16 protein-coding genes are annotated in these 14,673 nt (G+C 72.9%); 13 read left to right on the top strand and 3 right to left on the bottom strand.

Translation table 11 applies throughout. The features are described 5' to 3' along the window. The 7 genes from sucB to ABD823_RS20700 form a co-directional block, all read left to right on the top strand. On the top strand, nt 1–859 hold an 859-nt coding region (gene sucB, locus ABD823_RS20730; RefSeq protein WP_344862056.1), incomplete at its 5' end, for a 2-oxoglutarate dehydrogenase, E2 component, dihydrolipoamide succinyltransferase. Between the two features lie 197 nt (nt 860–1,056). Further along, nucleotides 1,057–1,968 carry a TIGR01777 family oxidoreductase gene (locus ABD823_RS20725; protein ID WP_344862054.1) on the top strand — a complete coding sequence of 304 codons (912 nt, stop codon included), beginning with the start codon at nt 1,057–1,059 and terminating at the stop codon, nt 1,966–1,968. Nucleotides 1,969–2,007: 39 nt separating this feature from the next. Continuing rightward, a complete protein-coding gene (locus tag ABD823_RS20720; RefSeq protein ID WP_344862052.1) occupies nt 2,008–2,745 on the top strand; it encodes a Type 1 glutamine amidotransferase-like domain-containing protein in 738 nt (245 codons plus the stop codon). A 28-nt stretch (nt 2,746–2,773) separates the two neighbouring features. Continuing rightward, on the top strand, nt 2,774–3,451 hold the full coding sequence (gene lipB / locus ABD823_RS20715; protein WP_344862050.1) for a lipoyl(octanoyl) transferase LipB: 678 nt from the start codon (nt 2,774–2,776) through the stop codon (nt 3,449–3,451). A gap of 146 nt (nt 3,452–3,597) precedes the next feature. Continuing rightward, a complete protein-coding gene (gene lipA / locus ABD823_RS20710; protein ID WP_344862048.1) occupies nt 3,598–4,527 on the top strand; it encodes a lipoyl synthase in 930 nt (309 codons plus the stop codon). Nucleotides 4,528–4,690: 163 nt separating this feature from the next. Beyond that, the gene (locus ABD823_RS20705; protein ID WP_344862046.1) at nt 4,691–5,368 is read left to right on the top strand and encodes a DUF4191 domain-containing protein; all 678 of its coding nucleotides are present in this window, start codon (nt 4,691–4,693) and stop codon (nt 5,366–5,368) included. Continuing rightward, nucleotides 5,368–6,168 (top strand): class I SAM-dependent methyltransferase, encoded by an 801-nt coding sequence (locus tag ABD823_RS20700; protein ID WP_344862044.1) that lies wholly within the window; start codon nt 5,368–5,370, stop codon nt 6,166–6,168. The genes ABD823_RS20705 and ABD823_RS20700 overlap by 1 nt, the downstream gene beginning before the upstream one ends. A 36-nt stretch (nt 6,169–6,204) precedes the next feature. Here ABD823_RS20700 and ABD823_RS20695 read toward each other — a convergent pair whose 3' ends face one another. Beyond that, nucleotides 6,205–6,669, bottom strand: a complete 465-nt coding sequence (locus tag ABD823_RS20695; RefSeq protein WP_344862042.1) for an RDD family protein — start codon at nt 6,667–6,669, stop codon at nt 6,205–6,207. A 133-nt stretch (nt 6,670–6,802) separates the two neighbouring features. Here ABD823_RS20695 and ABD823_RS20690 point away from each other — a divergent pair, with 133 nt between their 5' ends. Further along, complete coding sequence (locus tag ABD823_RS20690; RefSeq protein ID WP_344862040.1) at nt 6,803–7,864, top strand: hypothetical protein; 1,062 nt, start codon at nt 6,803–6,805, stop codon at nt 7,862–7,864. Nucleotides 7,865–8,043: 179 nt separating this feature from the next. After that, nucleotides 8,044–9,468: a type I glutamate--ammonia ligase gene (gene glnA, locus ABD823_RS20685; RefSeq protein WP_344862038.1), complete on the top strand. Its 1,425-nt coding sequence runs from the start codon at nt 8,044–8,046 to the stop codon at nt 9,466–9,468. Between the two features lie 282 nt (nt 9,469–9,750). Here the strand turns inward: glnA and ABD823_RS20680 are convergent, their stop codons facing one another. After that, nucleotides 9,751–10,077: a hypothetical protein gene (locus tag ABD823_RS20680; protein WP_344862036.1), complete on the bottom strand. Its 327-nt coding sequence runs from the start codon at nt 10,075–10,077 to the stop codon at nt 9,751–9,753. A gap of 395 nt (nt 10,078–10,472) precedes the next feature. On the opposite strand from ABD823_RS20680, the gene ABD823_RS20675 reads away from it, so the two are divergent. The 4 genes from ABD823_RS20675 (at nt 10,473) to ABD823_RS20660 (ending at nt 13,368) form a co-directional block, all read left to right on the top strand. After that, nucleotides 10,473–11,147: a hypothetical protein gene (locus ABD823_RS20675; protein WP_344862034.1), complete on the top strand. Its 675-nt coding sequence runs from the start codon at nt 10,473–10,475 to the stop codon at nt 11,145–11,147. Between the two features lie 269 nt (nt 11,148–11,416). Then, a complete protein-coding gene (locus tag ABD823_RS20670) occupies nt 11,417–11,629 on the top strand; it encodes a hypothetical protein (protein WP_344862032.1) in 213 nt (70 codons plus the stop codon). A gap of 226 nt (nt 11,630–11,855) precedes the next feature. Further along, on the top strand, nt 11,856–12,419 hold the full coding sequence (locus tag ABD823_RS20665; protein ID WP_344862030.1) for a C40 family peptidase: 564 nt from the start codon (nt 11,856–11,858) through the stop codon (nt 12,417–12,419). Between the two features lie 88 nt (nt 12,420–12,507). Continuing rightward, nucleotides 12,508–13,368, top strand: coding sequence for an LLM class flavin-dependent oxidoreductase (locus ABD823_RS20660; protein WP_344862028.1), 861 nt, complete (start codon nt 12,508–12,510; stop codon nt 13,366–13,368). Nucleotides 13,369–13,534: 166 nt separating this feature from the next. On the opposite strand, the gene ABD823_RS20655 is transcribed toward ABD823_RS20660, so the two are convergent. Beyond that, a complete protein-coding gene (locus tag ABD823_RS20655) occupies nt 13,535–14,659 on the bottom strand; it encodes a hypothetical protein (RefSeq protein ID WP_344862027.1) in 1,125 nt (374 codons plus the stop codon). Nucleotides 14,660–14,673 lie beyond the last annotated feature (14 nt).

The raw sequence follows: 14,673 nt of genomic DNA, 5'->3' as shown, positions 1-14,673 counted from the left end.
GGCCGCGCGCGCCCAGCGCGAACCCGCGGCCGCGCCGCAGGCCCCGGCGGCCCCGGCACCGCAGACGGCCCCGGCCGCCCCCGCCGACGCGGCTCCGGCCGCCGCCCCGGCCCCCGCGCCGGTCGCGGTGGACACGACCCTGCGCGGGCGCACCGAGAAGATGTCCCGCCTGCGGCAGACCATCGCCAAGCGCATGGTCGAGTCGCTGCAGGTCTCGGCCCAGCTCACCACCGTGGTCGAGGTCGACGTCACCCGGATCGCGCGCCTGCGCGAGCGGGCCAAGGGCGAGTTCCAGCGGCGCGAGGGCGTCAAGCTCTCCTTCATGCCGTTCTTCGCCCTCGCCGCGGTCGAGGCGCTCAAGCAGCACCCCAAGCTGAACGCCACGATCAACAGCGAGACCAACGAGGTCACCTACTTCGACGTCGAGCACCTCGGCTTCGCGACGGACACCGAGCGCGGCCTGCTCGTCCCGGTGATCAAGAACGCCGGCGACCTCAACATCGCCGGCCTCGCCCGCAAGATCGCCGACCTGGCCGAGCGCACCCGCACCAACAAGGTGAGCCCGGACGAGATCACCGGCGGCACGTTCACGCTGACCAACACCGGCAGCCGGGGCGCGCTGTTCGACACGCCGATCCTCAACCAGCCGCAGGTCGGCATGCTGGGCACCGGCGCGGTCGTCAAGCGCCCGGTCGTCGTGGACACCCCCGAGGGCGAGGTCATCGCCGTCCGCTCGATGGTGTACCTCGCGCTCAGCTACGACCACCGCCTGGTCGACGGCGCCGACGCCGCCCGCTTCCTCACGACGATCAAGCACCGTCTCGAGGAGGGCAGCTTCGAGAGCCAGCTGGGCCTCTGACGCCCGGCTCTTGCGAGCCCACCGGGCCGGTCCGCACCGCGCGGGCCGGCCCGGTCCCTTTCCGGGACCCGTTCCCCTCCCCGCGCCCGCACCGCCCGTTCCCGGCGCGGGCGTCGGCGGGCGCGCACCGGACCCGCCTTCACGGGCCCGGGACACGCCTCCCCGGGAGCGCGGGCCGGGCCGGTTAGATTGGCCGCATGACGGTCATCGTGACGGGCGCCTCCGGTCTGCTGGGCTCGGCCCTGGTCGAGGCGCTGCGGGCCGACGGCGTCCGGGTGCTCCGCCTGGTACGGCGGGCGCCGCAGAGCGCCGACGAGTCGTTCTGGAATCCGGCCAAGGGCCTCGTCGACCCGGCCGCCCTGAGCGGCGCGGCGGCGGTGGTCCACCTCGCCGGCGCGGGCATCGGCGACCGGCGCTGGAGCGACGAGCGCAAGCGCGAGATCATGCGCAGCCGCGTGGAGGGCACCCGGACCCTGGCGGCGGCGCTGGCCGCCCTGCGGAGCAGGCCGGCGGTGCTGCTGTCCGCCTCGGCGGTCGGCTACTACGGCGACACCGGCGACCGCGCGGTGGACGAGTCGGCCCCGCCCGGCGAGGGCTTCCTCGCCGAGGTGACGCGGGCCTGGGAGGCCGCGACCGCGCCGGCCGCGGAGGCGGGCGTGCGGACCGTGACGCTCCGGACCGGGCTGGTGCTCAGCCGCGAGGGCGGCATGCTCCAGCGGGTCCTGCCGATCTTCAAGCTCGGGCTGGGGGCGCCGCTCGGCTCCGGCCGGCAGTACTGGTCGTGGATCTCGGTGGACGACTGGGTGGGCGCCGTACGGCACCTCATCGCCGGCCGGGCTGACGGGGGCGGCGGGGACGTCGGGGGGCCGGTGAACCTCACCGCGCCGGAGCCGGTCACCAACGCCGAGTTCACCTCGGCCCTGGCGCGGGCGGTGCGCCGGCCGGCGATGCCGCTGGCCGTGCCCGCCCCGGTGCTGCGCGCCGCGCTCGGCGAGTTCGCGCGGGAAGGGGTGCTGACCGGGCAGCGGGTGCTCCCCCGGCGCCTGCTCGAGTCGGGTTACGCGTTCCGGCATATCCGTCTCAACGAGGCACTCTCCGCCGTACTCTAGGTCCCTGTTCCCACTGGAGCCACCGGGGAGACCGACGTCATGAGCAGATCCGGCCAGTCCCACATCCTCGCCATCGGCGGCGGCTCGTTCCGCCCCTCCGCCCGCTACGGATTCATCGAGGCGAGCGGCCTGCTGCGCTACGCCCTCGACCTCACCGGCCAGGACCGGCCCCGGCTGGGCCTGCTGGCCACCGCGACCGGCGACGACGCCGACTGGCTGCTGAAGATGTACGGGGCGTTCCGCGACTGGGACGTCGAGGTCAGCCACCTGACGGTGTTCCCGATGCCGAACGTCGAGGACCCGCGCGAGTGGATCCTCGGCCAGGACATGATCTACGTCAGCGGGGGCAGCGTGGCCAACCTGGCGGCGCTGTGGCGGCTGCACGGCCTGGACGAGGCGTTCGAGGAGGCCTGGAAGGCCGGCGTGGTGCTGTCCGGGCAGAGCGCGGGCGCGCTCTGCTGGCACGTCGGCGGCAACACCGACTCCTTCGGCCCGGTCCTGCGGCCGTGGGCCGAGGGCCTGGCCCTGCTGCCGTACTCGTGCGGCGTGCACTACGACTCCGACCCGCAGCGGCGCGAGCTGCTGCACGCCTCGGTGGCCTCCGGCGAGCTGCCCGGCGGCTACGCCGCCGACGAGGGCGTGGGGCTCCACTACGTCGGCACCGAGTTCATCCAGGCCGTCAGCGTGCGCGAGGGCGCGGGCGCCTACCGGGTCGAGCACGACGGGGCGGACGGGGTCAAGGAGTTCCGCATCGAGCCCCGCCTCCTCACGTCCTGACCCCGACCGGGTCAACTACTCTTGAGCCGTGAGCGAGCTGGCAGTCGTCCGTCTTGGCGTCGATGTCCCCTACGAGCAGGCCTGGGATCTCCAGCGGCGGATCCACGCCGAGCGGGTCGCCGGCCGGGTCCCGGACACCTGCCTGGTGCTCGAGCACGCGCCGGTCTACACCGCCGGGCGGCGCACCGCCCCGCACGAGCGGCCCGGTGACGGCACCCCCGTCATCGACGTCGACCGCGGCGGCCGGATCACCTGGCACGGTCCGGGGCAGCTCGTCTGCTACCCGATCGTCCGGCTGGGCGGGAGCCTGGACGTGGTCACCTACATCGGCCTGCTGGAGGAGTCCCTCATCCAGGTCTGCGCCGACTTCGGGGTGCACGTGGGCCGGGTCGCCGGGCGCAGCGGCGTCTGGGTGCCCGGGGACCCCTCCCACGGCCTGCCCGACCGCCAGATCGGCGCGGTCGGCATCCGCGTCTCCGGCGGCGTCACGATGCACGGCTACGCGCTCAACTGCTCCAACGACCCCAGCTGGTACAACCGGATCGTCCCCTGCGGGTTCGCCGACGCCGGCGTCTCCTCGCTCTCGGCGGAGACCGGCCGCCGGATCGTGGTCGACGACGTCATGCCGTACGCCGAGAAGCGGCTGGCCGAGGCGCTGCGCGCGCAGGCCTTCGAGCTGCCCGAGGAGGACCTCTTCCGGCGCTGACCCCGCCGCGCCCGCCGCGGCGCCCGCCCCCGCGCCGTGCTCTTCCCGGCCCCCGGCGGCGCCGTGCCGCAGGCCGGCCCGGCGCGCCCTCCCGCCGGATCGGCCCCGGATCCGCCGTGGCCTCCCCGGGGACGTAAGCTGGCTGCGTGACCGTAGCTCCTGATGGCCGAAAGCTCCTCCGCCTGGAGGTGCGCAACGCCGAGACCCCCATCGAGAAGAAGCCCGAGTGGATCAAGACCCGGTTCCGGACCGGGCCCAACCACACCGAGCTGCGGGCGCTGGTCAAACGCGAGGGCCTGCACACCGTCTGCCAGGAGGCGGGCTGCCCCAACATCTCCGAGTGCTGGGAGGACCGCGAGGCGACCTTCCTCATCGGCGGCGACCAGTGCACCCGGCGGTGCGACTTCTGCCAGATCGACACCGGCAAGCCCAAGGAGTACGACACCGACGAGCCGCGCCGCGTCGCCGAGTCGGTCCGCCAGATGGGCCTCAACTACGCGACCGTGACCGGCGTCGCCCGCGACGACCTGCCCGACGGCGGCGCCTGGCTGTACGCCGAGACCGCCCGGCAGATCCACGCGCTGCTGCCCGGCTGCGGCGTCGAGCTGCTGGTCCCCGACTTCAACGGCGACCAGGCGCAGCTGGAGGAGGTCTTCTCCGCCGCGCCCGAGGTGTTCGCGCACAACATCGAGACCGTGCCGCGGATCTTCAAGCGGATCCGCCCCGGCTTCCGCTACGAGCGCTCCCTGGAGGTCATCTCCAAGGCGCGGGCGGCCGGGCTGGTCACCAAGTCCAACCTGATCCTGGGCATGGGCGAGGAGCCCGAGGAGGTCCTTGAGGCCATGCGCGACCTGCGCGAGGCCGGGTGCGACCTGCTGACCGTCACCCAGTACCTGCGGCCCACCCCGCGCCACCACCCGGTGGAGCGCTGGGTCAAGCCCGAGGAGTTCGTGCAGTTCGCCAAGGACGCCGAGGCCATGGGCTTCGCCGGGGTCATGTCCGGCCCGCTGGTGCGCTCGTCCTACCGGGCCGGCCGCCTCTACAAGCAGGCCATCGAGGCCCGCCAGCACGCCTGACGGCCCCGCGGAGGGCGTCTTGCGCCGAGCAGGCCCCGCCCCGGCCCCCGCCGGGCGCGGGGCCTTCGCGCGTCCTCCGCCGCCGCCGCTCCGCGCCGTCCCCGGGGCCGCCGGGGAGGTCACATTTTCATTTCTTGACCCCGGGATTTGTATCCTGCAGAGCATGGCCAATAAGCCCGAAGCCCCACAGACCCCGGGGCGCGTCAAGCAGCTCCGCATGATCGCCCAGATCATCAAGCAGGCCAACCCGAAGGGGATGCCGATCGTCTACGCCTCGGCGTTCGGCACACTCGTGCTGTGCGTGGTGATCGGCGTGGTCACGGGCTGGTGGCCGCTCTACTTCATCGGAGTCATGCTGGCCCTCACGGTCGGCCTGGTCGTGTTCGGCCAGCTCGCCCAGAAGGCGCAGTACTCCATGCTGCAGGGCCAGCCCGGCGCCGCCGCCGCGGTCCTGCAGGGCATGCGCGGCAACTGGCAGGTCACCCCGGCCGTCGCGGTCAACCGCGACCAGGACATCGTGCACCGCGTGGTCGGCTACCCCGGCATCATCCTGGTCTCCGAGGGGCCGGGCCACCGGGTGCAGCGGATGCTCGTCGCCGAGAAGAAGCGGGTCCAGCGGGTCGCGCTCGACGTGCCGGTCTACGACATCCAGTCCGGTGACGGCGAGGGGCAGATCCCGATCGCCAAGCTCCAGCGGCACCTGATGAAGCTGCCCCGCAACCTCAAGAAGCCCGCGGTCTACGAGGTCAACAACCGCCTCAAGGCGCTTCCGCAGACGCTGCCGATGCCCAAGGGCCCGCTGCCGCGCGGCGCGAAGATGCCCCGTCCGAAGCTGCGCTGATGGCCCCGGAGGGGGTCGACCGCCGTCCGGTGGACGCCTCCGCCAGCTCGCGGGCCAACCGCGGCTGGTGGGACGGTGCCGCGGACGAGTACCAGGCGGAGCACGGCGCGTTCCTGCGCGACGCCGGCTTCGTCTGGTGCCCGGAGGGGCTCGACGAGGCCGACGCCCGCCTGCTGGGCGACGTCACGGGCAAGGACGTGCTGGAGATCGGCTGCGGCGCGGCCCAGTGCGGGCGGTGGCTGGCCGGGCAGGGCGCCCGGGTGGCCGCCTTCGACCTGTCCTTCCGCCAGCTCCAGCACTCCCGCCGGATCGACCTGGAGACCGGCTCGGCCCTGCCGGTGGTCCAGGCCGACGCCGGGGCCCTGCCCTTCGCCGACGCCTCGTTCGACCTGGCGTGCTCGGCGTACGGCGCGCTGCCGTTCGTGGCCGACGCGGTGGCGGTGCTCGCCGAGACCCGGCGGGTGCTGCGGCCCGGCGGCCGTTTCGTCTTCTCGGTCAGCCACCCGGTCCGCTGGGCCTTCCCCGACGACCCGGGGCCGCGCGGGCTGACGGCGGACCGCTCCTACTTCGACCGCACGCCGTACGTGGAGATCGGTCCCGACGGGGAGCCGAGCTACGTCGAGCACCACCGCACGATGGCCGACTGGGTCGGCGCCGTGACCGCCGCGGGGCTGGTGCTGACGGCGCTGACGGAGCCGGAGTGGCCCGCGGGTCACGAGCGGGTCTGGGGCGGCTGGAGCCCGCTGCGCGGCCGCCACCTGCCCGGCACCGCGATCTTCACCTGCGTCCGGCCGCGCTGACGGGCCGGCGCCCCGGCCGCCGCGCGGCCGGGAGGGTCACATCCGGACGACCACCGTGTTCGCCGCGCGGTCGTGCAGGCCGCGCTGGTCGCGGTCCCAGATCAGCGCCGGTACGGCCAGGCAGAGCAGCACGGTGCGCGCCGCGGCCGCCACGAGGCCCGGTCGGCCGCCGTCGAGCGTGGCGACGCGGATGCCGAGCAGGCGCATGCCGAAGGTCATGCCCATGGTGGCCGTCAGCAGGAAGGTCGTCACCCCGAAGACCGCCAGCGGGACCCATGCCTGCTGGGCGGGCTCGACGCCCAGGAAGCCCCGGGTGATGGCCCAGGTGCAGATCATCCAGTCGATCAGGACGGCGAGGATCCGGCGGCCCGCGCCGGCCGCCGCGCCGCTGCCCTCCTCCGGGAGCCCGAGGCGCTCTCCGGGGTATCCCAGGTCGACTCCGGCCGACCTGACCCCGCCGAGCCACGTCTGGGTCCACCGGGGCTGCTGCCTGCTGTTCATGCCCCCACGGTATCCGCCGGGGCGGTCGCCCCCGAACGCGCCCGCGCCGATTTCCCATAGGGGACAGAAGCCATCATCATGGTCGCCACTTGCCTTTCCCGCCCTTCCCGCCGGAGCACCCCCAGTGTCAGACATGGACGACATCGAAAAGCGCTTCCAGGAGATCACCGCCCAGATCCAGGAGGAGGAGCGCCGGAGGATGAGCCGGGCCGCCCAGGGGGAGTGGGAGCGGCTGCCCCGCGACAGGCGCCGCCGGCGGCGCTGGGCGGCGGCGGTGGTGGCGCTCGCCGCGGCGGCGGGGGCCGGCGTCCTCGTCGTCCACCGGCCGGAGCTGCTGGAGGCGGCCCGCACCGCGCTGGGCGAGCGGCTCGCCCTCGCCGGGGCGGCTGTCGATCCGGCCCCCGGGAGGACCGAGCCGGCGGAGCCGGCGCAGGCGGAGCCGTCGGAGGAGGCATCCGCCGAGGCGGTGCCGCTGAAGCCCTCCCCCTTCGACGGCTCCCCGGCCGCGGACTACGCCGACGGCGCCGAGGGCCTGGTGATGCCGCGCGCCAGGGCGGTGGGCGGGCTGGGCGAGAAGGACGTGGCCGCGGCGCTCGGCCGGGCCCGCGCCCTGCTCAAGGCCTCCAACCTCGACCGGCGCACCCTGTTCAAGGGCGCCCCCGGGCCCTTCGCCAAGCTGCTCCACCCCGAGGAGCGCAGGTGGTTCCTCAAGAACATGGACCGCAGGAGGAAGCCCAAGGGCGAGGACTTCAACACCCGGACCTGGCTGACGAGCTTCGCGCCGAAGAGCGCCGAGCCCGCCACCGATGTGATCAAGGTCCGCGGGAGGACGAAGCTCTCCCCGTTCGAGGAAGGCGGGATCTCCGGCGCCCGCGTCACGGTGAACTACCTGTTCGTCTACGCCGTCCACCGCCCGGGCAGGCCGCACACCACCATGCGCGTCATCGCGCACAACGTGGGAGAGCTCCGCGCCTACCGGGAGGGCGGGCGGCTGATCGTCTGGGTGCGCACCTGGAACGGCGAAGGCGTCACCGGCGCCCGCTGCGACGTCGACGACGGCTTCGTGCATCCGGCCTACGAGGACGCGCCCGCCGACGAGGAGGCGGCCAGGGCCACCGGCGCCCCGATCGACCCGTACGACCTGGACCGGAAGACCTCGAAGGACCAGGACTGCTTCCTCGCGAGCCGTAGCTGACGGGGCGCGGTCCGCACCCGAAAATCCGGCAAAGAAGACGTCGCGCGCACACGTCTGCGCTCCTGCCCGGACTAGCGTGAAGGCGCCCCCCTTAACACGAGCGAAACAGATGAGACACGGGGCGGTAACGGCGCAGACCTACGTTCGGGTCGTTAGCCCGTGCCCCTTGGGAGGTTCGCGTGTTCAACTCCGCCGACGACGTCCTGAAGTTCATCAAGGACGAAGGGGTGCAGTTCGTCGATGTCAGGTTCACCGACCTGCCCGGGACGACGCACCACTTCACATTCCCCGCGGAGAACTTCGGGGCGAGCGTCTTCAGCGACGGCCTCATGTTCGACGGATCGTCGATCCGCGGTTTCCAGGCGATCCACGAGTCGGACATGCTGCTGCTGCCCGACCCGTCGACGGCGGTGCTGGACCCGTTCCGCCAGCACAAGACCCTCAACCTCAACTTCTTCGTGCACGACCCGCTGACCGGCGAGGCCTACAGCCGCGACCCGCGCAACGTGGCCCGCAAGGCCGAGGAGTACCTCAAGGGCACCGGCATCGCCGACACGGCCTACTTCGGGCCCGAGGCGGAGTTCTACATCTTCGACGACGTGCGGTTCGAGACCGCCGCGCACCAGAGCTTCTACCACATCGACTCCATCGAGGGCGCCTGGAACACCGGCAAGGCCCAGGAGGGCGGCAACCTCGGCTACAAGCCGCGCTACAAGGGCGGCTACTTCCCGGTGCCGCCGATGGACCACTTCACCGACCTGCGCTCGGAGATGGTCCGCCGGCTCATCGAATGCGGCATCGAGGTCGAGATGCAGCACCACGAGGTGGGCACCGCCGGGCAGGCCGAGATCGACTTCAGGTTCGGCACGCTGCTGAAGACCGCCGACAACCTGATGCTGTACAAGTACATCATCAAGAGCACGGCCCAGGAGTACGGCCACACGGTCACCTTCATGCCGAAGCCGATCTTCGGTGACAACGGCTCGGGCATGCACTGCCACCAGTCCCTGTGGAAGGACGGCGCGCCGCTCTTCTACGACGAGGTCGGCTACGCGGGCCTGTCCGACACCGCCCGCTACTACATCGGCGGCCTGCTCAAGCACGCCCCGTCGCTGCTGGCCTTCACCAACCCGACGGTGAACTCCTACCACCGCCTGGTCCCGGGCTACGAGGCCCCGGTCAACCTGGTCTACTCCCAGCGCAACCGCTCGGCCTGCATCCGCATCCCGATCACGGGCTCCAACCCGAAGGCCAAGCGCATCGAGTTCCGCGTGCCGGACCCGTCCTGCAACCCGTACTACGCCTTCTCTGCCATGCTCATGGCCGGCATCGACGGCATCCGCAACAAGATCGAGCCGGTCGAGCCGGTCGACAAGGACCTGTACGAGCTCCCGCCGGAGGAGGCCCGCAACATCCCGCAGGTGCCCGGCTCGCTGCCCGAGGTGCTGGCCGCGCTGGAGGCCGACCACGAGTACCTGCTGGAGGGCGGCGTCTTCACCCCGGACCTGATCGAGACCTGGATCTCCTACAAGCGGGAGAACGAGGTCGACCCGATCCGGCTCCGCCCGCACCCGCACGAGTTCGAGCTGTACTACGACGTCTGACCGTCCGCCGCGCGGTGCCCGTCCAGCGCCCCAGGTCAAGCCCGTGGAAGGCCCTGCGCCTCGCCACGGGCTTTTCCGCCTCTCGCTCCCGGGATGCCCGCAGCCGGGCCTCACACATCGCCGGCACCGCCCGTACGTGGAGGACGCCGACGGCGCCGCCCCGGCCCCGGCCGCCGTGAGGGCCGCCGCTCTCGCAGGCCGCCGGCGGCGGGGAGAGGAGGTCATCCTCCGGAGAAGGGGACGGATCGTCGAGACCTCATCGGCACGCCTTCGATGAGGTCGTCAGCACAACTCCAGCCTGTCGAATCTGCCGGGATAACCCCATTCATGGATGATGTATCCCTGGTTTTTGTCGAACTTCTGACATGACGAGTCACCGGCGTAGGCGATGATGGCTTTCAGCCACTTGGTCTCGCCGCATCTGTTGACCACGTAGAGCTCGTCGGTCCATCCTTCGTCACGCACTTCACGCTCCACACAACTCGGAGCCTCGGTCGCCAGTGTTCCCACGCTGCCGGAATCCGGCTGGGGAGAGGCCGCCGACACGGGGGTGCCGCTCGCGACGAGCACGGCGCCCGCGATGGTGAGACCTGCCAGAACCCGCTTCATACCACTCCTGCGAGAATGCCCGGGGGATGTCGTCGGACAGCGCGCCGCCCGTATGCGGACGAGCGCCGGGGAAAGGCCGGCCGGAGGAACGGCAACCGCCGTCACCGATCACGGGGATTCCAGAATTCCTTCTCAGCGACACCAGGACGGCATTTACTTCCACTCTTGAAAGAGATTTCCGACCCTTCCCATACAGAGAGATCAAACAGTACATTACGACCTCAGTCAAGAGATGCCCTTCCGGGTGCGTCCTCAGGACCCGCCCGGGGTGAGAGGTTCTCGGCCGCTGAGGCGGTCGCAGCCCTGCAGCGGGCCGGCGGTGGAGGACACCCCGTGCGCAGACGACGAATGCGGCCCCTGCCGAACCGACGGGCCGGAGGGTACGTGTAAGGAGCATGGGACACCGGCTCCTCCTCGTTCTCCTGCTCCTGGCCGTCGCCGTGGCGGCTGCTCCCGGTACGGCCTGCGCGTGCAGCTGCGCCGTCCTGACACCCGCGGAGCAGCCGGAGAGGGCGACGGCCGTCTTCACCGGGACGGCGGTGGGCGCCCGCCAGGTCCGGGGGGATCCTTCCGGCCCTCCATCGCCCATCGTCCACCGCTTTCGTGTCGACCACGCCTACAAAGGGGACGTGACGGCTTGGGCCGAGGTGGCGAGCAGCGCTGACGGGGCCGCGTGCGGGTATCGCTTCACGGTCGGTTCCCGGTATCTGGTGTTCGCCTCGGACAAGCGGTCCAGTGCGGTCGGAGGAGATCCGGGCGTGGCGCTGACGACCTCGCTGTGCGACGGGAACCAGCTGGTCGGTCCGGGTGATGTGCCGCTGCGCCGGGAGGACAGGTTCGGGGACGGCGCGCCGATCGGTGCGGAGTTCCTTGCCGCGCTGGGTACGGCGAGGCGTCCGGCACCGGGAGGAGGCCCCTCGACGGGGGACGCCGCTCCTCCAGGGGCCGCCGCCGAGGACGGGACGACTGTTCCTCCTCCCCTCGCGGGGGCGGCCGGCGCGGTGACCGTGGCGGCGGTCGCGCTCGCCTTCGCCGCCGGACGGTGGTCGGGCCGGCGCCGCAGGGCATGAGTTCCCGTCCGCCCGGCCGGCTCGGCCGCGCTCGCCTCGCCGCGCCGCTTCCCGGCCGCCGGAGCACCGAGGCCCTGGCAGCTGCTCCCGGACGAGGCACGGCGAAGCCGCTCACGTTCCCGGCCACGGCGGCCGCCCGTTGCTCCCGCACTTCACAGGGGACGGAAGTGACATATCACCACAAGAAGGTCACAAGTGGTGATTAAGTACGTTGCAAGCGGCGTCCGCTATCCATAGAGGGCACAGAACCGCACAACCGGGAGAACACCGTGTTCCGCACCGTCGCCACCACCGCCGGCGTCATCGTCCTCGCCCTGTCCGCGCTCGTCGCCTGCAGCTCGGACGACGAGGCCTGCGCCGCCTCGGCCAGTACGGCGACCGCCTCGCCCGCCCACGCGTCCCAGGGCTTCTCGGCGGGCCAGAAGCCGAAGCCCAAGAAGAAGAAGAAGAAGGTCGACGTCGACATCGACGACTGCGACTGACGGCCGGCCGAGGGGCCGGCACGCCTCCGCATCCGTTCTGCCCTCGCCCCGCGGCAGGACCCCCCTCCCGGGAAACCGGTGCTTTCCTGCCGTCGGCCGCGCTGGAGCGGCACGGCCGCGGGCGTCCCGGCACGGCGGCGCATAGGGATATCCCTCAGAAACCCGGCAGAATAGGGCGGGCAGCAGCCGATGACGCGGGGCGGTGACGGTGTCCGGGACGGACAGGGTGCTCACACGGCGCCGGTGGACGGCCACGGCGGCCGTGCTCGCACTGCTCCTGGCCGCCGCGGGCGCCTCGGCCCCCCTCCGGCCCGCCGTCCTGGCCCGCGCCGTCGCCGTCGCCCACGCGATCCTGGCGGGACAGCACGGGAGCACGGGTCCGATCCCCTACTCCTGGGGCGGCGGCCACGGCGAGCGGCCCGGTCCTTCTCCCGGCACCTGCCGCGGTTACACGGGGGCGATCCGGCCCTGCCCGGCCGCCACGACGGTCGGCCTCGACTGCTCCGGCCTGGCCAGGTGGGTCTACCACCTGGCCCACGGCCGGGACGTCCTGGGCCCGGGGAACACCGACGACCACCTCCGGCGGCTCACCAGGGTCCCGGCCTCCCGGGCCCGCCCGGGCGACCTCGTCTTCTACGGTGAGATCGGCGAGCGCCGGGTGAGGACCCACCACGTCGGCGTCTACATCGGCGACGGCAGAATGATCAATGCGCTGAGGACCGGCACCGAGGTCCGCATCGACCCCATCACCCGGGTCGAGGACTTCGCCGGCTACTTCCGCTACCGGTGAGCACACCCGGCCCGCACGGCGGAGGCCGTCTCCGGTCCGCCCGGGTGCGCCCGCCGTCCGTGAGAACCGCCACCATCCGAGGAGAGACATGCGCCTGGGCGTGATGTTCGACCGCGACCTTCCCCCCGAGTCCCTCGTCCCCTTCGCCCGCCGCCTGGACGGCACGGACGTCGACGACCTGTGGGTGGTGGAGGATCTGGGCTGGACGGGGGCGATCTCGTCGGCGGCCACCGCGCTGGCCGTCACCGAGCGGCTGCGCGTCGGCATCGGGATCACCCCCGCCCCGCTGCGCAACCCGGCCCTGCTCGCCATGGAGCTCGGCAACCTGGCCCGCCTGCACCCCCGCCGGCTGGCCGCCGGGATCGGCCACGGGGTGCAGGACTGGATGCGCCGCGCGGGTGCCCTGGCTCCGTCGCCCCTGGCCCTGCTGGAGGAGACGATCACGGCGGTGCGGGCGCTCCTGCGCGGCGAGACGGTCACCGCCGAGGGCCGTGCCGTACGGCTCGACGGGATCGCCCTGGTGCACCCGCCGGCCGTGCCCCCGCCCGTGCTGGCCGGGGTGGTGCGGCCCCGCTCTCTGGAGCTGTCCGGGCGGATCGCCGAGGGCACGATCCTGCCCGAGGGCTTCGACGCCGAGCGCGTCCGGCGGGCCCGGGAGCTGGTCGCGGCGGGCGGCGCGCACGAGGACCACGAGGTGGTGGTCTTCGTCCACCTCTACGTCGGCGACGACCCGCGCCAGGTGCGCGCGGCCGTGCTGCCCGCCGCGACGGCGCAGGCGGAGTTCCTGGGCGTCGCCCCGCAGGAGGTGCCGATGGCCGCGGGCACGGCCGAGGAGGCCGCCGGCGTCGTCCGGTCGCTCCGGGAGGCCGGAGCGGACACCGTGGTGCTCCGCCCGGTCGGTGCCGATCCCCTCCCCCACGTCGAGCGGATCCTCGCCGCGCTGCGCTGAGCGCGCCCCGGGAACCCGGAGCGGAGACCGCGGGCGGCCGGCGCTCCGGACGGTCCCGGGTGTCCTGCCCGCCCGGGATGTCCCGGGCATTCGGCGCGTCCTGCGCGCCCCGGCCGGGGGCGGGACCGCCGCCCCGCCCCCGCCGCCCCTTCCCGGCCCGGCGCGTCTACGCGCGGTTGCGCAGGCCGGTCAGGCGGCGCAGCACGTCCCACCAGAAGGGCGCGCCGAACAGCAGCGCGATCGAGGTGAGCGCGTAGCCGGGCCAGTGCCCGGGGGTGGTCAGGCGGTCCCACCAGACGGCGCCGTTCCAGTTGAAGGACGGGTCGCCCCCGTCGGGCGGGAGGGTGACGCTCACGATGGAGTGGTCGAAGATCTTCACCAGGGCGGGCGAGCTGAAGGACTCGGTCACGCAGGCGTACGGGTCGACGGGGGCCGGGGCGCCGGTGGCGGCCCCCGCCGAGGACCCGGCACCGGGCGCGCACGTCTCCCGCAGGCCCGCGAGCGCCTCCTGGCCGCCGCCCGCGATGGCCGCCACCGCCGCCCGGTAGGCGTTGTCCCGCAGCAGGGTCTTGCCGTACTCCAGCGCGTCCATGCCGAGCAGCAGGGTCAGCGTCGCGCCCAGCGCGAACAGCACCCACTTCACGTAGCGGCGGTAGAGCCCGGACAGGCGCCGCATCTCGCCGTCGAACCAGCTCTCCACGCCCTGGCGGAACGCGCCCAGGTCGCGCTGGGCGCTCTCCCAGACGCCCTTCAGGTGCCCGGCCAGCGGGCTGCCGATGGCCTCCAGCTTGGCGAGCAGGCCGTCCACCCCGCCGTCCTCGGCGGAGACCAGTTCCATCACCGCGCCGGAGAAGCGCTCCGGCGGGATGTCGGAGATGGTGGTCCGCGCCCCCTTGGGGTGGTCGATCTCCTGCAGCCGCCGGTAGAGCCGCTCGGTCATGTCCACCTGCGGCGCGCCCTGCCCGGCCGCCGTGGTCGCCCCGGCGTCCGGGTCCGCCGGGTCCACCGGGACCGGCGCGACCACGGCGGGCGACGGGTCGGGGCTGTGGACGGGACGCGGGTCCTTCCTGGAGAAGGGCAGCCTGGCGAAGATGTCGGCGATCTTGGAGGGGATCCACGACGTCCCCTCGGAGGAGCCGCCGTCCAGGGTGTCGCGCAGGTAGGCCCAGAGGAACTTGCTGCGGATGCCGAGCAGCCGCACGAACGCCTCGTTGATCCCGCTCACCAGGAGCGACAGCAGCAGGAAGGCCAGCACCAGCCCGATGGCCAGGTCGACGTAGACGGATATCACGACAGATCACCAGC

It is taken from the genome of Planomonospora alba (genome assembly GCF_039534085.1).
Classification (GTDB): Bacteria; Actinomycetota; Actinomycetes; order Streptosporangiales; family Streptosporangiaceae; genus Planomonospora_B; species Planomonospora_B alba.
This window is presented reverse-complemented; position numbering and strand designations above follow the sequence as displayed.

Excerpts from the sequence above, each read along its gene's own strand:
- ABD823_RS20680 (WP_344862036.1), bottom strand. The coding sequence starts at position 10,077 with ATGAAGCGGGTTCTGGCAGGTCTCACCATCGCGGGCGCCGTGCTCGTC.
- ABD823_RS20660 (WP_344862028.1), top strand. The coding sequence starts at position 12,508 with ATGCGCCTGGGCGTGATGTTCGACCGCGACCTTCCCCCCGAGTCCCTC.
- ABD823_RS20705 (WP_344862046.1), top strand. The coding sequence starts at position 4,691 with ATGGCCAATAAGCCCGAAGCCCCACAGACCCCGGGGCGCGTCAAGCAG.
- ABD823_RS20700 (WP_344862044.1), top strand. The coding sequence starts at position 5,368 with ATGGCCCCGGAGGGGGTCGACCGCCGTCCGGTGGACGCCTCCGCCAGC.
- ABD823_RS20695 (WP_344862042.1), bottom strand. The coding sequence starts at position 6,669 with ATGAACAGCAGGCAGCAGCCCCGGTGGACCCAGACGTGGCTCGGCGGG.
- ABD823_RS20725 (WP_344862054.1), top strand. The coding sequence starts at position 1,057 with ATGACGGTCATCGTGACGGGCGCCTCCGGTCTGCTGGGCTCGGCCCTG.
- ABD823_RS20720 (WP_344862052.1), top strand. The coding sequence starts at position 2,008 with ATGAGCAGATCCGGCCAGTCCCACATCCTCGCCATCGGCGGCGGCTCG.
- ABD823_RS20690 (WP_344862040.1), top strand. The coding sequence starts at position 6,803 with ATGGACGACATCGAAAAGCGCTTCCAGGAGATCACCGCCCAGATCCAG.
- ABD823_RS20675 (WP_344862034.1), top strand. The coding sequence starts at position 10,473 with ATGGGACACCGGCTCCTCCTCGTTCTCCTGCTCCTGGCCGTCGCCGTG.